At 41.5% G+C, this 21,513-nt stretch carries 26 protein-coding genes; 7 read left to right on the top strand and 19 right to left on the bottom strand.

The window, feature by feature from the left end:
* The first annotated feature begins 18 nt into the window (after nt 1-18).
* Nucleotides 19-1,719 (top strand): SNF2-related protein, encoded by a 1,701-nt coding sequence (locus NST31_RS20250; RefSeq protein ID WP_339162902.1) that lies wholly within the window; start codon nt 19-21, stop codon nt 1,717-1,719.
* Nucleotides 1,688-2,479: a YqhG family protein gene (locus NST31_RS20245; protein WP_205178669.1), complete on the top strand. Its 792-nt coding sequence runs from the start codon at nt 1,688-1,690 to the stop codon at nt 2,477-2,479. Before NST31_RS20250 ends, NST31_RS20245 begins: the two co-directional genes overlap by 32 nt.
* A 4-nt stretch (nt 2,480-2,483) precedes the next feature.
* Here NST31_RS20245 and NST31_RS20240 read toward each other — a convergent pair whose 3' ends face one another.
* The 8 genes from NST31_RS20240 to comGA form a co-directional block, all read right to left on the bottom strand.
* Nucleotides 2,484-2,669, bottom strand: coding sequence for a YqzE family protein (locus NST31_RS20240; RefSeq protein WP_077111377.1), 186 nt, complete (start codon nt 2,667-2,669; stop codon nt 2,484-2,486).
* 170 nt (nt 2,670-2,839) lie between these two features.
* A complete protein-coding gene (locus tag NST31_RS20235; protein ID WP_205178671.1) occupies nt 2,840-3,025 on the bottom strand; it encodes a hypothetical protein in 186 nt (61 codons plus the stop codon).
* Nucleotides 3,025-3,480: a competence type IV pilus minor pilin ComGF gene (gene comGF / locus NST31_RS20230; RefSeq protein ID WP_077111379.1), complete on the bottom strand. Its 456-nt coding sequence runs from the start codon at nt 3,478-3,480 to the stop codon at nt 3,025-3,027. The genes NST31_RS20235 and comGF overlap by 1 nt, the downstream gene beginning before the upstream one ends.
* Nucleotides 3,449-3,757 (bottom strand): type II secretion system GspH family protein, encoded by a 309-nt coding sequence (locus NST31_RS20225; protein ID WP_205178673.1) that lies wholly within the window; start codon nt 3,755-3,757, stop codon nt 3,449-3,451. The genes comGF and NST31_RS20225 overlap by 32 nt, the downstream gene beginning before the upstream one ends.
* Nucleotides 3,744-4,187, bottom strand: coding sequence for a competence type IV pilus minor pilin ComGD (gene comGD, locus NST31_RS20220; protein ID WP_268920949.1), 444 nt, complete (start codon nt 4,185-4,187; stop codon nt 3,744-3,746). The genes NST31_RS20225 and comGD overlap by 14 nt, the downstream gene beginning before the upstream one ends.
* Nucleotide 4,188: 1 nt before the next feature.
* Nucleotides 4,189-4,509 (bottom strand): competence type IV pilus major pilin ComGC, encoded by a 321-nt coding sequence (gene comGC / locus NST31_RS20215; RefSeq protein ID WP_077111384.1) that lies wholly within the window; start codon nt 4,507-4,509, stop codon nt 4,189-4,191.
* A 15-nt stretch (nt 4,510-4,524) separates the two neighbouring features.
* The gene (gene comGB / locus NST31_RS20210; RefSeq protein ID WP_205178677.1) at nt 4,525-5,595 is read right to left on the bottom strand and encodes a competence type IV pilus assembly protein ComGB; all 1,071 of its coding nucleotides are present in this window, start codon (nt 5,593-5,595) and stop codon (nt 4,525-4,527) included.
* Nucleotides 5,495-6,607 (bottom strand): competence type IV pilus ATPase ComGA, encoded by a 1,113-nt coding sequence (comGA, locus tag NST31_RS20205; RefSeq protein WP_205178679.1) that lies wholly within the window; start codon nt 6,605-6,607, stop codon nt 5,495-5,497. Before comGA ends, comGB begins: the two co-directional genes overlap by 101 nt.
* A gap of 458 nt (nt 6,608-7,065) precedes the next feature.
* On the opposite strand from comGA, the gene NST31_RS20200 reads away from it, so the two are divergent.
* A complete protein-coding gene (locus NST31_RS20200) occupies nt 7,066-7,311 on the top strand; it encodes a DUF2626 domain-containing protein (RefSeq protein WP_077111389.1) in 246 nt (81 codons plus the stop codon).
* A 46-nt stretch (nt 7,312-7,357) separates the two neighbouring features.
* Here NST31_RS20200 and NST31_RS20195 read toward each other — a convergent pair whose 3' ends face one another.
* The gene (locus NST31_RS20195) at nt 7,358-7,984 is read right to left on the bottom strand and encodes an MBL fold metallo-hydrolase (RefSeq protein ID WP_205178681.1); all 627 of its coding nucleotides are present in this window, start codon (nt 7,982-7,984) and stop codon (nt 7,358-7,360) included.
* A 229-nt stretch (nt 7,985-8,213) separates the two neighbouring features.
* On the opposite strand from NST31_RS20195, the gene NST31_RS20190 reads away from it, so the two are divergent.
* A complete protein-coding gene (locus NST31_RS20190) occupies nt 8,214-8,381 on the top strand; it encodes a DUF2759 domain-containing protein (RefSeq protein WP_077111393.1) in 168 nt (55 codons plus the stop codon).
* Nucleotides 8,382-9,814: 1,433 nt separating this feature from the next.
* Here NST31_RS20190 and NST31_RS20185 read toward each other — a convergent pair.
* The 6 genes from NST31_RS20185 to rpmG form a co-directional block, all read right to left on the bottom strand.
* Nucleotides 9,815-11,713: an LTA synthase family protein gene (locus tag NST31_RS20185; RefSeq protein ID WP_339162891.1), complete on the bottom strand. Its 1,899-nt coding sequence runs from the start codon at nt 11,711-11,713 to the stop codon at nt 9,815-9,817.
* 306 nt (nt 11,714-12,019) lie between these two features.
* Nucleotides 12,020-12,220, bottom strand: a complete 201-nt coding sequence (locus NST31_RS20180) for a YqgQ family protein (RefSeq protein WP_077111929.1) — start codon at nt 12,218-12,220, stop codon at nt 12,020-12,022.
* Between the two features lie 9 nt (nt 12,221-12,229).
* Nucleotides 12,230-13,741, bottom strand: a complete 1,512-nt coding sequence (locus NST31_RS20175; RefSeq protein WP_339165629.1) for a rhomboid family intramembrane serine protease — start codon at nt 13,739-13,741, stop codon at nt 12,230-12,232.
* A gap of 151 nt (nt 13,742-13,892) precedes the next feature.
* Nucleotides 13,893-14,072 carry a hypothetical protein gene (locus tag NST31_RS20170; RefSeq protein ID WP_205178695.1) on the bottom strand — a complete coding sequence of 60 codons (180 nt, stop codon included), beginning with the start codon at nt 14,070-14,072 and terminating at the stop codon, nt 13,893-13,895.
* Between the two features lie 59 nt (nt 14,073-14,131).
* The gene (locus NST31_RS20165) at nt 14,132-14,692 is read right to left on the bottom strand and encodes a 5-formyltetrahydrofolate cyclo-ligase (protein ID WP_339162887.1); all 561 of its coding nucleotides are present in this window, start codon (nt 14,690-14,692) and stop codon (nt 14,132-14,134) included.
* A gap of 69 nt (nt 14,693-14,761) precedes the next feature.
* Nucleotides 14,762-14,911: a 50S ribosomal protein L33 gene (gene rpmG / locus NST31_RS20160; protein WP_077109971.1), complete on the bottom strand. Its 150-nt coding sequence runs from the start codon at nt 14,909-14,911 to the stop codon at nt 14,762-14,764.
* Between the two features lie 182 nt (nt 14,912-15,093).
* Between rpmG and NST31_RS20155 the strand changes: the two genes are divergently transcribed.
* Nucleotides 15,094-15,483 carry a helix-turn-helix domain-containing protein gene (locus tag NST31_RS20155; RefSeq protein WP_339162884.1) on the top strand — a complete coding sequence of 130 codons (390 nt, stop codon included), beginning with the start codon at nt 15,094-15,096 and terminating at the stop codon, nt 15,481-15,483.
* The gene (locus tag NST31_RS20150; protein WP_339162881.1) at nt 15,476-15,931 is read left to right on the top strand and encodes a hypothetical protein; all 456 of its coding nucleotides are present in this window, start codon (nt 15,476-15,478) and stop codon (nt 15,929-15,931) included. Before NST31_RS20155 ends, NST31_RS20150 begins: the two co-directional genes overlap by 8 nt.
* Before the next feature lie 47 nt (nt 15,932-15,978).
* Here the strand turns inward: NST31_RS20150 and NST31_RS20145 are convergent, their stop codons facing one another.
* The 4 genes from NST31_RS20145 to NST31_RS20130 all read right to left on the bottom strand — a co-directional run bounded on the left by NST31_RS20145 (nt 15,979) and on the right by NST31_RS20130 (nt 20,789).
* On the bottom strand, nt 15,979-18,057 hold the full coding sequence (locus tag NST31_RS20145) for a penicillin-binding protein 2 (protein WP_339162878.1): 2,079 nt from the start codon (nt 18,055-18,057) through the stop codon (nt 15,979-15,981).
* Between the two features lie 54 nt (nt 18,058-18,111).
* A complete protein-coding gene (locus NST31_RS20140; RefSeq protein WP_339162877.1) occupies nt 18,112-19,332 on the bottom strand; it encodes an MFS transporter in 1,221 nt (406 codons plus the stop codon).
* 103 nt (nt 19,333-19,435) lie between these two features.
* Complete coding sequence (gene sodA / locus NST31_RS20135; RefSeq protein WP_077109966.1) at nt 19,436-20,044, bottom strand: superoxide dismutase SodA; 609 nt, start codon at nt 20,042-20,044, stop codon at nt 19,436-19,438.
* Between the two features lie 262 nt (nt 20,045-20,306).
* Complete coding sequence (locus NST31_RS20130) at nt 20,307-20,789, bottom strand: DUF456 domain-containing protein (protein ID WP_339162875.1); 483 nt, start codon at nt 20,787-20,789, stop codon at nt 20,307-20,309.
* A 160-nt stretch (nt 20,790-20,949) separates the two neighbouring features.
* On the opposite strand from NST31_RS20130, the gene NST31_RS20125 reads away from it, so the two are divergent.
* Nucleotides 20,950-21,465 (top strand): DUF1189 family protein, encoded by a 516-nt coding sequence (locus NST31_RS20125; RefSeq protein ID WP_339162874.1) that lies wholly within the window; start codon nt 20,950-20,952, stop codon nt 21,463-21,465.
* The last annotated feature ends 48 nt before the right edge of the window (nt 21,466-21,513 follow it).

Genomic DNA, 21,513 nt, shown 5'->3' with positions numbered 1-21,513 from the left:
AAAGGAGAGGCGTTCACGATGAAGGTACCTATCCAATCTGATACCCAATGGCTTCCGGGCTTCCTGGAGCGAATCGAACAGGATGGCCCTTGGGCCAATCAACAATTGTTCAAGCTGGCATTAACCGCGGAAAAACAGCTACTCGTTCCTGAGTTTGAGGGTCTAGTCGCACCGAACCATTTGCCTCAACTAACATTATTGCCCCATCAACTGGAAACGGCCACTGTCGTTGTGGAAAATATGAACGGCAAAGCCATTTTAGCTGATGAGGTGGGGCTGGGAAAAACAATTGAAGCGGGATTGATCTTAAAAGAATATATGATTCGCGGCCTTGTCAAACGGGCATTGATCCTTGTCCCTGCATCTCTCGTTTCTCAGTGGACATACGAGCTGAATTCCAAATTCCACATCCATGCCGTTGCGGCAACAAAAAGTTATGTATGGGGCCAGTATGACTGTATCGTTTCATCCATTGATACAGCAAAACGGAGCCCTCACTGCGACATCATTTCCGAACAAGATTTTGATTGTATCATTGTTGATGAGGCCCACAAGCTGAAAAATCATAAAACGAAAAATTACCAGTTCGTGCAATCTCTCCCCAAAAAGTATTGTCTGTTGCTGACGGCAACACCGATTCAAAATAAAATTGAGGAAATTTTCTACCTCGTCTCCTTGTTAAAGCCAGGCCATCTAGGGAGCCAAAGCAGCTTTTTGGAGAAATATAAAAATAAAAAATTATCAAAGCAAGAAAATGAACATTTAAAAAGCCTGATTAATAAAGTAATGATTCGGAACAGAAGAGCTGACACCAAAATTGAATGGACAAAGCGCCATGTTGAAACCATTCCGATTGAATTCAGCAAAGAGGAACGCGAGCTTTATGATGGGATTGATATATTAAGGGAGTCCTGTGAATCTTATACAGCAAATGCTTTTTCAATTATTACTTTACAGCGGGAAGCGTGCAGCAGCCGGGAAGCCGTTTATTTTACATTAAAAAACATGCTGCAAAAATATGAAAACCTCTCAGATGAATATGTGAACAAGCTTACATTTTTGCAAACAAAGATAGATGCCGTATCACAAAACTCAAAAGCACTGAAAGCGCTCGAATTGATTAAAAAAATCAATGATAAAGTGATTATTTTTACAGAGTACCGTGCTACGCAACTATACTTGCAATGGTTTTTGCAGCAGCACGGGATTAAATCTGTTCCGTTTCGCGGAGGTTTTAAGCGCGGGAAAAAAGATTGGATGAAAGAATTGTTCAAAAATCACGTGCAAGTACTGATCGCAACCGAAGCCGGTGGCGAAGGGATAAATTTGCAGTTTTGCAACCACGTCATCAACTTTGACTTGCCATGGAATCCGATGCGCCTTGAGCAAAGAATTGGCCGGGTGCACCGACTGGGCCAGAAGGAAGATGTGTATATTTATAACTTCGCAGTGAAAAATACAATTGAAGAACATATTGTCAATTTGCTGACGCAAAAAATTAAACTCTTTGAGCGTGTAGTCGGAGAATTGGATGATATTCTGGCAAAGCTGGAATTTGGCAGTATCGAGGAACATATGCATGATATTTTCAAGGAATCCAAGTCGGAAGGGGAACTGAAGGTGAAGATGGCAAACCTTTCCGCCTTCATCCAGTTTGCTGATTCCATAAGAGAGGAAAGTGAAACAAATGCTTCAACAAGAAATACATCAATATCTTGAGAACTTTTTTGAAGCGACGCAATGCACCATTTTGGAAAACGGCCCCGGATTTTTAACCGTCCAATTAACGATAGAAATGGATAAAGAACTGATGAATCGACCATTTTATTGGACATATTTAGAAAAGACGGGCGGAATACCCAATCCGGGAAAACTGACTTTTATTACAGATGAAGAAAAAGCTCCGGAAAATGTAAAGGGTGAATATATACATTTTGGCGCCCCCCGTCTTCACCAACTATTCCATTCAGCCAAAAAAATGGCAGCCTATATCCGGTTGTACGAACAGCCAAATCCACCTCCATTTCAATCCGTTCCGCTTTATCCCTGGCTGAATGTGAATTTGAAAATATCATATCGTTCCGACAGGAAACGGGATGTGTTAAAATCCTTCGGGCTCCATTTAATAAACGGCATGCTCGTCGATCATTTTCATGAAAAAATGCAAAGCCGCCAGCTCGTACCAAAAATCCCGGATTATTGTTTTACAATTTCCCCCATCATCAAACCCGGCAGCGGTTTAAAAAGAATCGATGCATTTGTAAAGAATGAAATTGCAGCCAGTGACCATTCATGGGCCGTATTGGCCAAAAAGAGACAGGAGGAAGACTTGAATCTGTTAGACCAATTTTATGCCGATCAAGTTGACAAGCCGGAAACGTACGAGATCGAGAAAAAAGCACTGATTGACCAATATGAACCGAAAATCAACATTGAAATCATAAATGGTGGTCTTTTTTACCTTGCCTCGCCAATCTAAATATTTAGTTGCGTCCTTCCCTCTTAAACAACATGACGAGTGAAACGGGAATCAGCCCAAACCAGTTTAACAAGAAGGGGCCTTTTCCTTCTTTCCTCTTCTTCCTTGACTCTTTTCGTTCCGATCTCGGCTTCTCCAAATGCTTAATGAACGTTTCTGTCATGTATTTGACATAGTCGTTAGTCGACATCAACAGACCACCTTTCTTTTTTAAAAGAGTATGCCCATTTACCCGATTTTTAGTGCCTCCTTACTAGAAAGCGAGGGGGTTACATATTGGATAATCCCTTCGGAGTCACCAAACTGCACCCCTTCATATGAATGCATTAAAAGCGTTTGAAAAAACTATTTGCTTTTCGTTCACTCATCCTCTTCCCAAAGCGTCTCATTCAACAAACGCTCCCCTTCCTGCTTATAATAATTGCTTATCTCTTTTAAATATCCATGTTGGGATATAAAGATAAAAGCCGTTTGGCTTGCTATCAAAAAGGCAATAAAAACGATCATGAGTGTTAAAGGAAAAACAGCGCCCCGCTCATTCCCCATTATTCATCCTCCCATCCAAACACCGGATAAAGTGAAGCTTCTTTCGTTGTTCCATCGGCAAATTCCACCATCATATATATCCCTGGCCTTTCCTTCCGGAAGGAAAATCCCGCTACATTTTGCAATACAATCTCGTGCCCCTTATCACGAACCTTCCTTCGGACGACCCTTCCGTAACGTTCATATGAAATGGGTATGTCGTTTTTTTCTATGAGAATCCGCTCATCGGATCCCACTGTCCAATCTTCGGCGCTATACAGTTCTCGACGAAATTGAATAAGGAAAATGTTCCATTCGTAATCTTTCTCCGTTGAAATGCTTCGTTCCACCGCCGCATATGAAAGATACATAAGCGGAATAAAAGACAGGATTAAACTGGAAATGACCATTGTCATAATCGCCTCCAGCAATGTAAAGCCGCATTCATTGTTCCATACAGACTGTTTTACTTTCATAGGTTACACACGCTTTCTTTTTCTCTTGAACATCATGAAAAGAAAATACATATTCTATATTCTCTCGAATGAGCCGCCTGTTCTCCCAATCATTCAACCAAATCGACTCCTCTACCTGCTCATACAGCAATCGGTAGGCTGTTAATTCTTTTTTTCCCTCACTTAGTACATCGATCATGCGAAACAATAAGGGGAAAAGCAAAGAAGCGACAAGCAGTAAGAAACTGAATGATACCAGTCCGTCCAGAAGAGTAAAACCGTCTTCACTTTTTAACATTAAACCTTCCCCTCCCTAAATAAATTGTTAGTTTAACGGCGGTATCATTCACCTGAAATTGAACGGTTCCAAAATAGGAAATCGTTCCTTCCGGTGTAATATGGAAACGAGATAAATTGCCGCCTGTCATCTTGATGGAGTCTGGAAACTTTCTTTTGATAATGGTTTTTCTGCCAGATGCTGCCTCATATACGTTTTGCTCCTTTGAAAATCGAAACACAATGGTTTCTTTCCTGTTAATGGCATATGAATGGGCATAATATAAATCGGACTCAAGCTGAGTGATGAACATTTGTTTTTGCACCCATTCCATAACAGGTTTAACCCCTGCTATTCCAACTGCGAGCATTATCGACACAACAGCTAATACGATGAGCATTTCAAGCAAAGTGAAGCCTTTTACAGACCGAATATGTTGAAGGATTCTCATGTCAATTTGACGATACTTTGACCTCCCCGTTAGAATCAATCACCAAAGTTTTACCGTTTGGACAAGTGTTGTCTTTTTCCTTTACATAACCTTCTCTTTGCAACTCAGTAAAAGAAGGAATTTGTTGGTGTGTCAACCGATAGGCCTCAACCTGTCCCTGCACCATGTGCCTGAGCGCATCGCATCCTTTGTTATTAATGTTTGAGCTGTGTTTTGTCACATTCGGAAGCGCGACAAGAATCAACACTGTAATGACCAAAAGAACTACCATCATTTCCACTAATGTAAATCCCTTCTGATTTTTCCGAAAAAACTTCAACATTGTGTATCCTCCTCATTAAATGGAATCAATAATCTGAAACATTGGCAAAAAGATCGACATATAAATGGCAATCACCATGATCCCGATTAATACAAACATAACAGGCTGGAAAATAGTAAAAATCTTCCTTGTTTTTTCTTCCAGCCTCTGCAGACAAAATTCACTGTAAAAAAGCAGCTCACTGTCCAGCTTTCCGTTTTGTTCGCCGTGGGCAACAATCTCAATCAATTCCTCTTCCAAAAACCCTAAGTGAATAAGAGCCTCCGAAAAGGAATATCCAATTTTCAACATGCTCTTAATCTCACCTGCGGATTCTTTTAATAAAGGCTGAAAAGGCTGTGTCAACATAATTTGAGTGATTTCGTTGACCGAAAAGCCGCTTTTTAATAAAAAGCTCCATTCTCTGGCAAGGAAGATCGTTCGGTACAGCTTATAGTAGGAGTGAATAAACGGGGTTTTTGAAAAAAACTGGGCTCTGTCAAGTGCGGACTTTCTGTGGAGTATGCGTAATAAAACGATAAACAAACAACCTATTGTCATTAAGGAAAACGTAAAATAATAGGGAAACGTTTGAATGAAATGGAGAAACCATTTTAGTGCCATATTGGGCTCATAGCCCATCGAATCATAAAACATTTGGAAACGAGGCAGCAAGAGATGATGGAGGAGGAAACCCACGATCACTAGAATGAGCAGTAATATGAATGGATATTGCAGCAGTTGCAACATTTTTTTTCGTTGTTCATCTTTTCTGAGCAAATACATTCCGGATTCTTTCATGGCTGTTGTGATAAAACCATGCTTTTCAGCAAAATAAAGTTGAGAGCATGCCTGACGATCAAACCCTTGTTGATGAAATACACTGTGAATAGCCTCTCCGCTTTGCAGACCGTCTATCATCGCTTGGAATTTTGGCAGATGCCTTTCATGCATCCGTCCAAGAAAATCAAGCGACTCAGCCAGCGAAAAACCTTTATCTGTCATTTCAGAGATACGATTTAAAAAGATTCCCTGTTCTTTCAGACGCAGCTTCTTGCTTCTCTTCAACGACCCAACGATCATATTCCTCACAAGAAATGTAGCCAAGCGCAATCCCCTTTCTAATCATACTTTCTAAGTTTCTTGACCGTCTTACCCTCCCCCCTTTTTTGGCCGTTTTGATCATTGTCTGCAGCATTTCGCCATTGACTACATCGAATACGGCCGTCCTTTTCGGGAATCCGTCCCGCCTGCAAAATTCAGAGCACCTCCCCTTACAATACGGGCATAAAAGAGAGACAAGCCTTTGGGCCGCCACCCCAATAACCGTCTGTTCAATTTCCAAAGGATTTACACCAAATTCCAATAGACGATCAACAGCGCCCTCTGCATTTCTTGTATGCATGCTCGTGAGGACAAGATGGCCTGTCATGGCAGCACGAATGGCGATCTTGGCTGTTTCCGCATCGCGAATCTCACCGATAAAGATCATATCGGGATCATGGCGCAAAATAGCCTTCAGCCCGGTGTGATAAGTAATTCCCGCTTTTTCATTTACCTGAACCTGAAGAAAAAGATCGCTTTGACTTTCTACGGGATCTTCCAAAGTAATCATATTTCTCTGTACTCTCTTGCAGCTATATTCCGCCAACTTATAAATGGCCGTGGTCTTTCCACTGCCTGTCGGTCCACTAAAGATGATCATGCCGTGTGACAAAGACATCATTGAATACAGTTGTTGAATGCTCTTTGGAAACAATGACATTTTTTCGAGTGAAAATGACTGTTTTTGGGGGATGATACGAATAACCAAGCTTTCCTTTGAAAGGGCGGTTGGAAGGGTAGAAATGCGAAGCGAAATCTGTTTCCCATGGCAGTGAGTCTGCCATGCGCCGCTTTGCGGTTTTCGTTTTTCGCTTATATCCATGGAAGCCATGAACTTTAAATGGGAAATGAGCCGTTCTCCGGCTATGGGGGGAATCGGTTTACGCGGTATCAGATGACCGTGGAGGCGAAATTTGATCAAGTAATCCTTCCTCCGGGGAACAATGTGTACATCCGTCACGCCCAGCCTGGCTGCCAGTGAAATAAGCTCGTCGGCTGTACGCTCAATGGACATAAATCATAAAACACCACCTTTATTTTGCTTAATACATGTATTCGACATAAAATCCGTTTCTCCTTCTTTAATTTGAAAAATCTTTTTCAAAAACCGAAAAGCGGGCATACTAACTAAATAATACGTTTATCCCGCTTTATTGAACTGGCAGTATGAGCCCCGCTTTAAAAGTTCGAGGTAAGACGATCACCTGCCACTATAGCTCGATTGGGGATTGGCTTAGGTCGACAGGAAAAGGAAGCTGCGGAAACATCGGATGCGCCCGAAGCTTTCGAGGGCGTCTTTGCTTAAACTTGCCGACAGGATTTTTTTATAACTGGGCAAAAAGCCGCACTGATTGAAGTTTCACTTTATCACGCATTCGACACAAACAAGGCTTCGAATATGTTTACTTTTTGATTCGTTTTCATTTATAATAAGAAATTGATGGACTACATGCTGCAAAGGAGGGATTCTTTATGGATCGCATGTACAGAGTATTAGGTTTTTGGACTGGTATTTTTACTATTATGTTTTATCTTGGCGGAATGGATAAAACCGCGCTACTCTTTCTTGGCCAGACAGGATTCTTTGTATTGCTTGGCTATTTGAATCTGACGGAACGGATGTATATGTATGTGTTCGGCGCATACCTGACTGTATTTTTCGCTGGTTTTACATACTATACCCTATTTTTAATGCCGCCTGGCGGAGGGTTAAATTAATCCGTAAAGAAAGCTTCCTAAGATGGCGGAAGCTTTCTTTTGATTTCTAAACAAGATACGGATTGCTTGTTTTCTCTGTCTCAATTGTCGTGGAAAGGCCGTGTCCGGGAAAAACTACCGTATCATCAGGCAGTGTAAACAGCTTTTGGTGGATGCTTTCAATTAATGTGGCATGGTCTCCACCGGGTAAGTCTGTTCTTCCAATGCCGCCGGAAAAAAGGGCATCGCCGGAAAAAACAGAGCCCATTTCCTTTATGTAATAAGAAAGGCTTCCTGGGGAATGACCGGGAGTTTCCAAAAGCTCCAAGGTAAATGGACCGATCTCCACCTTTTCCTCTTTGGTAAATAGGTGGTCTGCCGGTCTCCCGGAAATCGGTTCCATTGGATAACGGGCAGATCCGTTTAATGACGGGTCCATTAACCAGTCCTTCTCCAATTCGTGGATGTAAACTGGGATTCCCCAATGATTCCGTACTTCTTCCACAGCGCCAATATGATCAAAATGCGCATGTGTCAAAAGAACAGCAATGGGTTTGAATCCTTCTTGCTTCATGTATTCAATGAGCCGTTCCCCATCAAAACCCGGATCGAAAATGACACACTCTTTTTTTTCATTAAAAAGCAAATAACAATTTGCTTGAAGAGGGCCGAGGGGTATTTGCTTCAAATTCATTTGCAAGCTCCTTTCTGTTTTCTCTTTTTCAAGTTTACCATGAACGATCATGAAAAATAAAAGGTTAACGTTTAAGACTGGAAGGAACGGGCAAAATAAGTAAGATTCAAGGAAGTGTCACTTTTGAAGCTCGACAAACAGGATAAAAAGCTTTAAAATATGAGGAGCGGCATCTTACTAATACATAGTATATTTCCTTATTATCACTTAGAAGGGAGCTCTTAAATAAATGGGTACAGCAATTATTTTCTCCTTAGTTTCGATACTTGCAGTGTTTGCATTGGTCAGCTCTTTAAAAAACAGAAACGTATTAGGTATCATTTTCTCTCTGGGAACTGTCGGGGTATTCGGATTCTTTTCGGTCATGACATTTATTTTTTCAGGATATCCGGAATAAAAATGTGACCTTGTAAGAAAAGCGCAAGCGCCTGTTCAGTGATATACGATCTGAAAAGAAACACATACGCAGATTACCATGTATTTGCTTCTGCAGGCATTGTGCGAGCTGAACAAGCTTCACCGAATAAGCTGCGGCGCAGGAGCACGTGATGTTACCGTCGTAGTGCCCTCAATTCACTTTCTCGAGGAAAAGAGAACGAAGTTTCCCAGTCGCTGAGCGCTGACGCAATTTTACTCTTACCTTGAGTAAAGAGGCTGGAACATAAGCAAATACAAAATAGCAAAAACCGAACAATTCATTTAAAATTGTTCGGTTTATTTGTGTTAAAAAAATCCCTATCTTCGCTACGTCAACATATTTCGCTTTACGCAGGTCTCTTCAGCTTCGTCGGAAAGCAAAGATCGCTTTCCTGCGGGCTTGAGCTACTCCCGCAGGAGTCTACCTATTTTGCTACGCTAAAAGCTTGCGTATGATACACTGGGATAATTTATCCGGCATGTAAGGTGCCCGATTGGTTCAACTAACATTCAGTAGGAGGGGAAGAAAACTCCTACTGAATGAAGTTTCACTTTATCCCGCATGTAAGGTGCCGTAAGGCTCCCACTTCAAAATCTTGAGTGAATACAAAAGGCCCAAGTGGGAGTAAACGGCACCTAAATGCCCGATTGGTTCAACTAACATTCAGTAGGAGATGGAAGAAAACTCCTACTGAATGAAGTTTCACTTTATCCCGCATGTAAGGTGCCGTAAGGCTCCCACTTCAAAATCTTGAGTGAATACAAAAGGCCCAAGTGGGAGTAAACGGCACCTAAATGCCCGATTGGTTCAACTAACATTCAGTAGGAGAGGAAGAAAACTCCTACTGAATGAAGTTTCACTTTATGGTTCGTTTTTTCATCAGCTGATTTAGTTGTGCCACAGCCTCTTTTATTTTGCGCCAAATTGAAAGCGAATGCCCCACTCGCGGTTCTTTGCAATGCTAAAGCGCTCTTCATAGCCTTTATCGTGCTCAACACTTTTCCATATCTCGCCGCCGAGCATAATCTGTTATCGCTTGTGTGTTTGCCTCTGAGAGCTCATATGGCTGCTTGCATGCAATCCCGCCTTTTCATCGCAACTGAAGTTACGAGGCGTCTCGTCTATTGAGATCAGGCTTGTTTCAATGACAGCCTGGGCAAAATGACCCCAATGAAAGAACAAGCTCTCTTTGACAAATATGTCTGCCCGCATTTCTTTATTGAATGATTAATGTCTTTTTTATGCTGCAAACTCGCCCAAAAGTAATTCAGGACTAAACCGAAGGTTCGCCGGTCCGATTTCACACCATTTCCACTTCGCTCTAATAGCTGTTACCTCTGCTTTCGCTAGTTTACTATAGACCGGGAAGCTCACAGATCAAAAAGAAACCGCAGCTTTCACTGCGGTTTCTGTTATTGTTGCTGCTCCATTAAGTTGCCTCGATAATCTCTTGATTCATAAAATCTGAGCAAGTCCCCGTAAATGATCTTATCCGAATAATCAAGTTCCACACGAGCTTTCTCTTTATATGGTTCACATAACGAGCCTTCAACCGGCTGTTCTGTTTCCTTCGAATAGCATGTATTATCCGTATAAACATAATCTTTGGTGATAAAGCTCCCGTCACGAAATACTGCAAAATCACGGTGGTCATCGGAAAACAGATCTTCACCGAATTGAATGCTCGATTTCGTGTCCACACCGAGTAAATGCAGCAGTGTTGGCTTCAAGTCAATTTGACCGCCCACTTTGGAAATGGTTTTCCCTTTTCCTTGATCCGTAACACCTGGAATATGAACGATAAAAGGAACGCGCTGCAATTGCACACTGACAAACGGAGTCACTTCTTTTCCAAGATATTGTGCCATTGCTTCGTTATGATTTTCAGAAATGCCGTAATGGTCACCATACATGACGATGATCGAATTGTCATACAACCCTTCATCTTTCAATTTTTGAATGAATGCTTTTACAGCTTCATCAGTATAGCGGACCGTTTGGAAATAACGGTTTAGCGTACCGCTTTTTGAATCATATTCATCAATAAATTTATCTTCCTCATCCAATCTGAATGGATGGTGGTTTGTTAAGGTAATCATTTTTGTATAAAACGGCTTCTGCATTTCCTTCATCATTTCAACTGACTGTTCGAAGAAAGGAATGTCTTTCATACCCCAGCCGACAGAAATATCAGGGGTAATTTCATAATCTGTTGCCGAGTAGTAATAATCATAACCAAGTGCCTGGTACATGATGTCGCGATTCCAGAAGCTTTTGTTATTCGCGTGCATCGTTGATGTATAGTAGCCTTTCTTGCTTAAATTCTCGGCCATTGAATCATATTCGTTTCCGGAATGCGTAAAAAATACAGCTCCGCGGTTCAACGGATATAATGAGTTTTCAAGTAAAAACTCCGAATCGGACGTTTTCCCTTGCCCTGTCTGATGATAAAAATTGTCAAAGTAATAGCTGTCCTTAATGAAGCTGTTTAAAAACGGTGTAACTTCTTCTCCATATACATCGTTGTTTAAGACAAATGACTGAACAGATTCCAAAGAAACGACAATCAAATTTCGGTTTTCAGCAATGCCAAACATATCCTCATTCGGTTTAACGTAATTGGCCCGGACGTAGTTGTCAATATCGACAAGCTCACTGCCGTCAGCCATTGCCCTTTGAGCAGATGATTTGGATTGAAGAAAAACATCATACAAATGGTAATTGTATGTTCCTAAATTTTTAACAAGCATTTCCCTGTCAAATGTTCTCGTTAAAAGCTGGGGCCGCTCTGTTTCTGCCAGTCCGATATTTAAAAAGAGCAACGCAAAGGCGACAAGAAAATAAGCGCGTTGGTGCATTTTTTTAACGGGCACGAATTCTTCTACCTTGTGTTTATATTTCATGAACATGGCAAGGATGATGACATCCACAAAGTAAATGATGTCATACCAATGAATTTCGGTTAGTGCACTGTCCCCCAAGTCGGCAAAGTTGCTTGTCTGGAACAAAACAGGCAAAGTGATGAAATCTGTAAAAAACCTGTAAAATGCAATATTGGCATATAATATAAACCCCAGAATAAAGCTTGTGGCCATTACATAACGGTTTCTAATTTTCTCCGAATTAAAAAAGAATGCAATACCAAAAGCAAACAGCAAAAAGCTTAATGGATTGATGAATAATATAAGCTCCTGCATAATATTTTCGATCTTGATGTCAAAACTTGTTTTATATACGATGTATGTTTTTAGCCAGAGCATTACGGCCGCTACTACCGGAATGGAGAGCTTTTGAATTTTTAGCCTGCTCATCTTATGACCTCCTGTTTGCTTCCTTAAACCAAATTCGCGATTGTTTCCATTTTATAGAATATCAAAAAAGAAACTACCGTCTATCATAATATGATTCTTTTAAAAAATCAACTTGCAATATCCTAGCAAAGAGACTTGCTCATTAAGCCAACGTATGCTCTTCACCTTAATATTAGACGTTTGAAAGCATAAAAAGTTTCATTTTTTAACATAAAAAAAGAAATTTACGAGTTTTTATACCGTAAACAAAGATCTATTTTATCATATAAGGAAGAGATTTGAAATACTTTTTTTCCCAACCACCCATTAATGGCCGCTCTTATATTTATTCATCTCGCTTTTTAATATGATCATTGTTTTTTGAAAATCTTGCGGTGTTATAAGTCCGGCAGAGTATATTTCTTTGATCTCGTCTTCCATCAACTGCAATTCGGCTTCTCTGTCACCCAAATAGACAAAAATGCCAAACCTCTTTAACAATTGTTGTACATCGAATGCAGATTTCATTCAAACCACCTATTGCTCTTCTAATTTGTCGATAAAGTCCTGAAACTTTTGTTCATCTCCTACTTTTTCCACTTTCGCAGCATGTTCTTTGGCAAGTTCGAGATTTCCTTCATCATAATAAAGCAAGGCCAAATTAAAATGTGCTTCAGAAAAGTGCGGCTCCAATTCGATCGCCTTTTGCAAATGCTTTTTTGCATCTTCCATTTTGTGGAACTGAATTTCCGTATAGGCGAGTTGGAAATAAGTCACCGCGTCCCCTTTCCCTTGTGAAATAGACTGTGACAACATGTCATAAGCTGATTCAAATTCTCTGTTTTCGATTTGCTTCTTAGCCCGGGCATTGATCACATCCGCACGGTCGGCATGGTACCCGCCGTATAGGGCTAATGTTACTGCGATGGCAGCTATCACCAAAAACAGGAATTGCGTTGCCCATTTTCTTTTCTTCGGAAAATGAACGACCCCCGTTGCCAAAAAGCCGCCGACCAGCCCGCCGATGTGACCCGCATTATCGATCCCAGGCACCGTAAATCCAAACACAAGGTTGATTCCGATCAGAAAAAGGACGTTTGTGCCAATTGTTCTAAAAAACAACTGTGTATTCATCACGCCAATATATAAAAGAGCGCCAAAACAACCGAATATGGCCCCGCTTGCTCCCGCAGAAAGGTTATCCGTAAAAAGGAAACTGGCAACAGAGCCGGTAAACCCGGAGAAAAGATAAATCCATAAAAAGCGCAGGCGCCCAAAAATTCTTTCAACAGCCGTGCCCAAATAAAAGAGCGCCAAAGTGTTCATGATCAAATGCAAAATCCCGATGTGTAGAAAGATCGGCGTAAAAAAGCGCCACCATTCACCTGAAAGGATTAAGGGATTATATTTCGCCCCAAATCGAATGAGTGTTTGAACATTCGTACTTCCACCCTTTATTTCAACAAGAAAAAACATGAAAATTTGGACAGCTATAAACAGATACGTAAAAAACGGTTTGCCAAACTCAAATAATGCTCTTTCTTCCCTCTCCTGTTCCCGCGTATGGTGGATGACTTGTTCTTTAAGGGATATATGATCCGATTCAAGAAAGCTCATTTCGGACAGCGGGAAAGCGAACTCAAAATGTTTTCCCAGCCGCACAAAGGCATCTTCAGCAGTTTCCCGCGCCAAAATGACTGTTTCTACTTTTGTTTTCCCACTCCCCGCCATAAAAGGCCTTTCAATGACCCAGTCATAATCATCAACCGGCGGGTGTTGTGTCACATATATATTTACCACGTTCAACTCTTTTTTGAATAGATGCTTCCGTAATCTTTCCGCCTGTTCCCATGTCTTTTCAACGTCACGCTTCAACCAATTGGACCAGTCAAGGTTCGTGGAAATCAGACGAATAAAATGGATGCGTTTATTGCGCTCCGCTTCGAGCCAAATCTCATTTTCATCTTCATTTAAGCGCACAAGTCTATAATGTAATTCCTGGATAAAAAGTTGAGCCAGGCGCCAAAACATCCACTGTTCACGTTCCATCAATTTTGTTGCCCCGCTTTCTGCGGCTCATACCGCTTCCTGTCACTATAATATAGCTAAATGGATACGAGATTGTAAAGCAATGCACACATATACACCGGAGTTCAAGCCCATGAAAATAAAAAAAAGACCCGCGTCCAGGTCGTGATGATTACTTTCGGGATACACTTTCGGTAAATCGATCCCTGACTCCCAGGATATTCATCGCCATCCCTACGCTCATCTTTCTGATGGACTCATTGCCAAGAAAAGCATTCAAAATCTTGTAGCGCCATTGGTATGCCAGCGAAGCGGCGGCAACAAGCAATAAAATGTTTGTCATTTTCTTCATCTCAATCCCTCCTGTTCCTATTGTGCTACGATCGGGATGGTTTATTCATTTTGGCATTGTTATGTACGAATGATTTCTTTTTCCGTTATCATTTTTCCTACAGGAATATCATATTCTTCATGTGGTAAGTGATCTATCAGCTGAAATGAGAAAGCGAGAGAAATGGTATAACCCCGGTAATCCTTTAAAAACCGGTCATAATAGCCACCGCCAAAACCCACTCGATATCCGGCCCTGTTATACAGTAATCCAGGAACAATCACCAAATCAATTTCTTCTTTAGATACGGCATCCGTTTCATGTTCTTTCGGCTCGAACAAGCCAAAAAAAGAATGTTCCAAGTTGGTAAATGAGTGGATTTGTCGAAAAGTCATCTGTTTTGTTTCGGCATGGCATTTTGGCACAACTACTCTTTTGGACTGATCCCACCCTTTCCGGATCAACTGCCATGTATCGACTTCGGGAAATCTGGAAACCGTCAATGCAACCGTTTTCGCTTCTTTCCATTCCTCAGTGTCAACCAATGATTTTCCTATCTCATAAGACATCTGTTCATAGCGGAAGCGGTCAAGCGTTTGCAGTTTTTCTCCCATCATTTTTCTAAGTGATTTCTTATCCATACAAACATCTCCTGAATATAGAAAAAGCCAGTATCATCGGCGTTTACCGTGCTCTGGCTCTTTCGCGTGTTATTTTGTTTCACGATGCAATGTAACCCTTTTTTCTCTTGGGCAGTATTTTTTCAACTCAAGGCGATCAGGATTATTGCGTTTGTTTTTTGTAGAAATATAATTACGCTCATTGCATTCTGTGCAAGCTAATGTAATATTAACGCGCATGACTGTCATTCCCTCCAAACTTCTCACATTATACACCATTACAGGACTTTTATATAATATCACTTTTTATCAGGGAATTCCAGTCTCTAATCTAAAAAGAGGATCATGCAAAATTTGTAGAAATGTGGCTGAATTGTTTTGTATGGTATAAAATAGAAGAAGTACTAATTTAGAGGTGAATTATGGATATTGCCATTCTTATTTTATTATGTGCATCAACCCTATTTTTCATTTTGTCATTTTTTCAAAAAAACCACACGAAGGAATTGGAAAAAGAGGTTGAAGAGCTGACAATGACCTTGTTCAAGGAAAACCAAAATATGAAAAAGAGAATCAGTATACTGGAAGAAGAGTTGCTGATGGAGAAAGGCTTTACCGACATGTCTGCCTCCCAAACGCCAAGTACTACCGCTCTTCCCAATGTCAATGAAATTTTGAAAAATCAGGTGCTTGCCCTACACGACCGGGGTTTCACCCTGGAGCAAATAGCCAGGCAATCATCCCTATCTGTCCAAACAGTGAAACAAATTGTTGAGGCTGGCAAAGTATCCGGAGGACTTCATCATGGCTAGAAATGTCTTCAAAAAACTGGCCGCGCTCCTATTTATTTGTGCCGTCATATTACTCGTCATAAAACAAATGACTTTCGCAGAAAAGAAACCGGAAAAAAAGCCGCAACCCAAAGCCGGCTATGTGGAAATCAAACAAGAGGATTATGACAAACTCATAAAAGAGTCGGAGGACTGGAAGAAAAAATATGAGGGCCAGCTTGAAAAAGCTTCCACGAATAAGGAAGAAAGTGTAAAGGTTCTGTATTTGAATATTGGCGATGGTATGACTTCAAAGGACGTAAGTGAACAGCTGGCAAAAGCCGGACTTATCAAAACAGCGGATGACATGAATACATATCTTTCAAAGAACAATATGCAGCGTCTTCTCCAAATTGGAGAATATGAGCTCAACAGTCAAATGGACATAGAAACAATGGCAAAAATCATCACTGGGCAAAAAGAGGAATGATATTGGGTAAAGCAAAAAAAGCAGATCGGCATGATCTGCTTTTTTGCTTATTCTTCTTCCTTATTTCCCGATTTCAAATCGAAATAAGCTCTTAATACTCTTTTTCCGATATCCATATTGACGTTATTTGGGGTTGACCCGACATAATAGGCCGAAGGAACGACAACCGCCATGGCGATTTCCGGATTTTCATATGGTGCATATGCAACAAGCGACAAATTCCATACTTTCCTGCCCCGGTCCACTGTTTCCGCCGTACCTGTTTTGCCGGCCGGGCTGTACGGTTCCCCCGCAAAGGACCTTCCGGTTCCACGCGGTTCTGTAAATACGCCCCGGAAACCTCTTTGAACCCTCTTCACCCACTCTTCTGAAGCATTCACTCTATTTAACACTTTTGGTTCAACCTCTTTTGCAACGGGACCAACTGGTTCCTTTCCGTCTGCCGGGTCTCTGATTTCCTTGACAACATGGGGTTGTACCCGATAGCCGCCGTTGGCGATCGTTGAAACGTATTGAGCCATTTGCAGCGGCGTATAAGAATCATATTGGCCAATCGCAAAGTCGAGCACATTACCGGCATTCGCTTGTTCGATATCGCCACGGAAGCCAATTTGCTCGCCAGGCAAGTCAATTCCGGTCCGAATACCCAAGCCGAACTGGCTGAAATGCTCTCGCATTACCCGGAAGGCTTTTTCTTTGTTAATGGCCAACGACTGTCCTCTGCGGTATTGGCCTTCGCCGATGGCGATCGCCGTTTTATACATATACACGTTCGAAGAACGGACCAAAGCCATGTAATCATTAATGGAAACATATCCGCTTCTGTTAAAGTGGGAACTTTTTGTTTGCGTGCCTTTTATATGCAAAGGTTCATCAACCATTGTCTTTCCAGGATGATTGACACCCGTCATATAACCAGTTAAGATAGTCGCGCCTTTAACGGATGAGCCCACTACATAAGAGGTATTGAAATTTCCAGCGGCAAAGTCGACAAATTTGTATCGTTTTTCTTCTTCGTCATAGGCATATTGTTTGCCTGACATTGTCAGTATTTCTCCAGTGCGAGGATCCATCAAGACAACGAAGGCCCGATCCAAAAGACCCGTACCGCCCCTGGCTTTCGTCTTGCGGATTTCTTCCTCAAGAATTTTATCGACTTCCTTCTGCAGGTCCATATTAAGTGTCAATATGAGGTCTTTGCCACGCTCTCCTTCGGAAAGGACTTTGGTTTCCAGGACCTTGCCTTGACGCGTCACATTTTTAACCTTTTCTTTTTGGCCCCGCAGTACATCTTCATATTGAAGCTCAATATAACTTTTTCCGACACGGTCGTTTCTGCTGTAGCCGCGGGACATATAATAATCGAGCTTTTCAAGTGGCAGTCCGTCTGTCACCCCGCCCAAAATGGAACGGAGCGTTTCATCATACGCGTATTTTCTTTCCCAGTCTGTTGTCGTATCGATCCCCGGAAGCATAGGCAGATTTTCGCTAACGCGCGCAAACTCTTCCAACGAAACATCTTCATTTTTAATCATTTGCTGTGTCATCGCGTAACCGCTTGTCAGTTCACGATAGATCGCCAATACTTCCAAATCATCGGCCGTAAGTGAGGCCAAATCTTGTTCCGTGACACGCTCCCTTTGGAGCTTGTATAACTCGTCATCTTTTCCTTTCAGCTTTTCCTGTTCTTCCTTCGTCACTCTTGCCAAAGCTTCTTTCGGGTTTTTCATGATCCAAAAGTCCACTTTGTCGCGTTCTGTAATTTTTTCCGTATCTTTGTCAATCAATTGTGCAAGCCTTTCGGCCACTTTCAGCGTTTCTTTCTGGTCGAATTTGTTCGGGATCATATATGTAATCGCCCTGCGCGGCTCGTTGTCCACAACGAGATTATAATTCCGGTCATATATTTTCCCCCGCGGAACCGATGTGCTGACCGTCACGTCTTCTGTCCGCTCGATTTCCCTTTTGGCATCTTCACCGTATACGATTTGGATGACACCAAGACGCAGTATTAACAGTGAAAATAACAAAAATACGACAAAAAACAACATGTTCATTCTGAATGATACATGGTTTTTCTTTTTTGCTTTTTTGCTATTCAATTCTTCCAGCCCTTTCCCCATCATCCATATCTTTATTGTAAAAGAAAAATGGATTTATTGCTACAATGAATCATGATTCTATGGAGAATGTGGCAACTTTACTTTTTGTAAAAGAAGTGCAGCCAGGGTATGGCCGGTTCCGATTAACATGAGCAATATGGGAATGCTTTTTTCATCCTGAAAGAAAACAACGGCTGCTATAAAAGAAAGGACAGATACAATTCGGCCGGAATTTAAAAAAACCTCTTTGACAACGACATATTCAACTCTCATTTCAGCCGCTTTCCAGCTTTTCCCGATCACATCATATGTCATCGAAAAATAAGGAACGAGCATAAGCGGATAAGCAATCGCTATGACGGCGGCATATAAAAGCAGCCGCGGATAGGAAAAGTTGAAAACGATTAAAAAGATGGCTCCATATAAGATGAATCCGCCAATCAACATCGCCTTTTTCCTGAGGCTATTATAAATAAAACGACCGGCAAGGGTATAAGCAATGAAGGCTATTCCGGAATTAATGAAACCGAATGTTCCCAGTGCCAATTCACTGCCTGTGGCGATAAAAACAAAAACCGAAATAATAAAAATAAAGGTCCCGTCCCGCAACCCTTGAAGGAAGTGGGCATTTGTTATGTAGCGCCAATTAGGGTTGTTTTTTCTTTCCTTCAGCACTCTGAAAAAACAATAGACTCCTCTTGCCGGGCGGCGTTTAATAAAAAAACTGAAAATCACAGCCAACGCAAATAGCGCAAGCGATATAGCAAAAATGAGGGTATACCCCGCATTGGATTCGAATCGCGTAATGATAAACCCAGCCGAAATGGGACCGATAACTCCGCCCGCTGATGAAAGCGTTCCGAGAAAACCGTTAAACAAGTCCCTCGTTTCCGGTTCCGTAATTTCGAAAGTTAACACATTATAAGCAAGCCAATAAAAGCCGTAGCCGATCCCCAGGAGACTCCCAAGCATCACCAAGTGGCGTTCTGCCCCCGCGCCCAAAAACAGAACAACCATAAAAAAAAGAGCCAAAAAAATGACGCCGATTCGAAGGACAATGACTCTGTCAACTTTTTTGGCCCATCTTCCGGCCAAGATAAATGTTAATGGTTGCATAACAACAATGGCTAAGTTATATATGCCAATATCCAAAAACTTCCCTGACTGCTTCCATAAAAAAATATTGACGAACGTATTGGACAGGGCAATGCTTAAAGAATAAAGACCGCCAATAAAGAGAAGCAATGCTAAATCTTTCGGCACCTCTACATCGCCTAATAAGTTTTTCAGCTTCATCATGACATTACTCCCCTTTTCACTTGTATTTTTTGTGAAAAGGGAAGTTTTATACTAAAAAAACGAATCACCCGGAAAATAGGCAATTCGTTTTTTGTTTATATATTTATTTTGCTTCGCTGTAAAGTTTTTCAACTTCGGTCCAGTTAACCACATTCCAGAAAGCTTTCATGTATTCAGGACGGCGGTTTTGGTATTTCAAGTAGTAGGCATGCTCCCAAACATCAAGACCCAAAATAGGCGTTTTGCCTTCCATCAACGGGCTATCCTGGTTTGGCGTGCTGGTGATTTCCAACTCTCCATTGTTGACAATAAGCCATGCCCAGCCGGAACCGAATCGTCCAGCTCCTGCTGCTTCAAATTGCTCTTTGAACTTGTCGAAGCTGCCAAATTTGCTTTCAATGGCACTTTTTAGCTCTCCGCTTGGCTCGCCGCCTCCTTCAGGAGATAGCAATTTCCAGAATAAGGAGTGGTTTGCGTGCCCTCCCCCGTTATTGCGTACGGCTGTTCTAATAGACTCGGGAACAGCATCCAGGTTGGAGATTAGTTCTTCAACAGATTTACTTGCCAAGTCACTGTGACCTTCTACAGCTTTGTTTAAATTGGTAACATATGTGTTATGGTGCTTGGTGTGGTGAATGTTCATTGTTTCCTTATCGATATGAGGCTCCAATGCGTCGTATGCATAAGGTAATTGCGGCAATTCATATGCCATATGAATCTCCTCCTATGTAATTATTGGGACTGGTGACGATCCCTGTTTTACAACCTAAGATTAACAAAATCTGTTACCGCATTCAAACTTTATGCTTGTCCCAAGCAAGAAACGCCTTGATGAAACGTAATAAAAGCAAGGCAATCCCCCAACAAAAAACATGACGCTCCACATCCGCTGTCTCAAGAAAACTTGCAGCAAGTCTGATCCTTTGCGCCCGCGCATACCGCAAGGGCGCAAAGGGCGGTACAGTATATATTATCTATAACACAAGAACGAGAAAATAAACCACCATAATCAATTGAATAACTAATTTGACAACTACACTGCCAATAAATCCAGCTACCGAGCCTATGCCGATTTTAACAGCTGTTTTCACGTCCGTTCGGTGAACAATCAACTCTCCTAAAATGGCTCCAATAAAAGGCCCCAGCAGGATTCCCGCTACCGGAATGACAAACGGTCCGACCAGTAAGCCGATAGTACTCCCCCATACTCCCGCTTTTGATCCGCCAAATTTTTTAACACCAAACAGGTTGGCCAAATAATCCGCAATAAAGATAAGAAGAACAAATAAAGTTTGAATGACCCAAAACAGCGGATTGAAAGGTTCAAAAGAAAAGAACAATCCGTAAAGAATAAAGGAACCCAACAAAAAAACAACACCCGGTATAATTGGGTATATCAGGCCTGCAAAAGCCAATAAAATCGACAAAACTATGATTGTCCAGTATAACCATTCCATAAGCACAACTTCCCTTCCAAAAAAAATTTCTTCTTGTACAACACTTTCACTAAAACATATTTTCGACATTTTTAGCAATATTTTTGTAACATCTTGATTCTTCCCCCTGGAAACCTCAAAATAAAGGTTCGGGTGTCATTACTATGAAGGAGTGAATACAGTGAGAAAGATTTCTCTCCTGACTATTTTCTATAAAAGTTTATACTCTCCAAAAGAAATTGCCAAGTATCGGTTCCTCCCGATTGGAAAAGCAATCCAACATGTTTTTATCATTGCCTTGCTTTTTTCTCTTGGATCCATCATTCAAAATATGACCGAAAACGGTTTTCTTCCCGGCCAAGCCGGTGAAGTCATGAAGGATCCCGGAGCAAAAGGAATATTTGCGGCTTTATATTTACTTGCAACATTCGGCATTAACGCAGCGCTTCTTTTTATAGCGATCACTTTGATCGCCGCTGTCGGAGAACCAGCCGCGCGGTTTCAGGAAAGAAAGCTTCCTTATAGACAAAGCTGGAGGGTGACTGCCTTTAGCATGACGTTACCCGCTCTTCTGTTCGGACTGCTGGACGTCTTTCATATCCAAAGCCCATATTTCATGTTATTGGCCTTTGCAGGCACGATCACCATGATATTGTTAAGTATCCGCTCCATTCCAAAACCGCGAAAAAGAACATGAGATTGTTTTACTGGCAATTGAATCTCCCCTTTGAAATGGGGGTAAAAT

Source organism: Siminovitchia sp. FSL W7-1587, from assembly GCF_037963795.1.
Classification (GTDB): domain Bacteria; phylum Bacillota; class Bacilli; order Bacillales; family Bacillaceae_C; genus Siminovitchia; species Siminovitchia thermophila.
Note: the sequence above shows the minus strand (reverse complement) of the source record. Positions and strands in the feature narration are given on the sequence as shown.

What these genes read in the sequence shown, in the direction of transcription:
- NST31_RS20250 (WP_339162902.1), top strand. Translation starts at nt 19, where the DNA reads ATGAAGGTACCTATCCAATCTGATACCCAATGGCTTCCGGGCTTCCTG.
- NST31_RS20245 (WP_205178669.1), top strand. Translation starts at nt 1,688, where the DNA reads ATGCTTCAACAAGAAATACATCAATATCTTGAGAACTTTTTTGAAGCG.
- NST31_RS20240 (WP_077111377.1), bottom strand. Translation starts at nt 2,669, where the DNA reads ATGTCGACTAACGACTATGTCAAATACATGACAGAAACGTTCATTAAG.
- NST31_RS20235 (WP_205178671.1), bottom strand. Translation starts at nt 3,025, where the DNA reads ATGGGGAATGAGCGGGGCGCTGTTTTTCCTTTAACACTCATGATCGTT.
- comGF (WP_077111379.1), bottom strand. Translation starts at nt 3,480, where the DNA reads ATGAAAGTAAAACAGTCTGTATGGAACAATGAATGCGGCTTTACATTG.
- NST31_RS20225 (WP_205178673.1), bottom strand. Translation starts at nt 3,757, where the DNA reads ATGTTAAAAAGTGAAGACGGTTTTACTCTTCTGGACGGACTGGTATCA.
- comGD (WP_268920949.1), bottom strand. Translation starts at nt 4,187, where the DNA reads ATGAGAATCCTTCAACATATTCGGTCTGTAAAAGGCTTCACTTTGCTT.
- comGC (WP_077111384.1), bottom strand. Translation starts at nt 4,509, where the DNA reads ATGTTGAAGTTTTTTCGGAAAAATCAGAAGGGATTTACATTAGTGGAA.
- comGA (WP_205178679.1), bottom strand. Translation starts at nt 6,607, where the DNA reads ATGTCCATTGAGCGTACAGCCGACGAGCTTATTTCACTGGCAGCCAGG.
- NST31_RS20200 (WP_077111389.1), top strand. Translation starts at nt 7,066, where the DNA reads ATGGATCGCATGTACAGAGTATTAGGTTTTTGGACTGGTATTTTTACT.
- NST31_RS20195 (WP_205178681.1), bottom strand. Translation starts at nt 7,984, where the DNA reads ATGAATTTGAAGCAAATACCCCTCGGCCCTCTTCAAGCAAATTGTTAT.
- NST31_RS20190 (WP_077111393.1), top strand. Translation starts at nt 8,214, where the DNA reads ATGGGTACAGCAATTATTTTCTCCTTAGTTTCGATACTTGCAGTGTTT.
- NST31_RS20185 (WP_339162891.1), bottom strand. Translation starts at nt 11,713, where the DNA reads ATGAGCAGGCTAAAAATTCAAAAGCTCTCCATTCCGGTAGTAGCGGCC.
- NST31_RS20180 (WP_077111929.1), bottom strand. Translation starts at nt 12,220, where the DNA reads ATGAAATCTGCATTCGATGTACAACAATTGTTAAAGAGGTTTGGCATT.
- NST31_RS20175 (WP_339165629.1), bottom strand. Translation starts at nt 13,741, where the DNA reads ATGGAACGTGAACAGTGGATGTTTTGGCGCCTGGCTCAACTTTTTATC.
- NST31_RS20170 (WP_205178695.1), bottom strand. Translation starts at nt 14,072, where the DNA reads ATGAAGAAAATGACAAACATTTTATTGCTTGTTGCCGCCGCTTCGCTG.
- NST31_RS20165 (WP_339162887.1), bottom strand. Translation starts at nt 14,692, where the DNA reads ATGGATAAGAAATCACTTAGAAAAATGATGGGAGAAAAACTGCAAACG.
- rpmG (WP_077109971.1), bottom strand. Translation starts at nt 14,911, where the DNA reads ATGCGCGTTAATATTACATTAGCTTGCACAGAATGCAATGAGCGTAAT.
- NST31_RS20155 (WP_339162884.1), top strand. Translation starts at nt 15,094, where the DNA reads ATGGATATTGCCATTCTTATTTTATTATGTGCATCAACCCTATTTTTC.
- NST31_RS20150 (WP_339162881.1), top strand. Translation starts at nt 15,476, where the DNA reads ATGGCTAGAAATGTCTTCAAAAAACTGGCCGCGCTCCTATTTATTTGT.
- NST31_RS20145 (WP_339162878.1), bottom strand. Translation starts at nt 18,057, where the DNA reads ATGATGGGGAAAGGGCTGGAAGAATTGAATAGCAAAAAAGCAAAAAAG.
- NST31_RS20140 (WP_339162877.1), bottom strand. Translation starts at nt 19,332, where the DNA reads ATGATGAAGCTGAAAAACTTATTAGGCGATGTAGAGGTGCCGAAAGAT.
- sodA (WP_077109966.1), bottom strand. Translation starts at nt 20,044, where the DNA reads ATGGCATATGAATTGCCGCAATTACCTTATGCATACGACGCATTGGAG.
- NST31_RS20130 (WP_339162875.1), bottom strand. Translation starts at nt 20,789, where the DNA reads ATGGAATGGTTATACTGGACAATCATAGTTTTGTCGATTTTATTGGCT.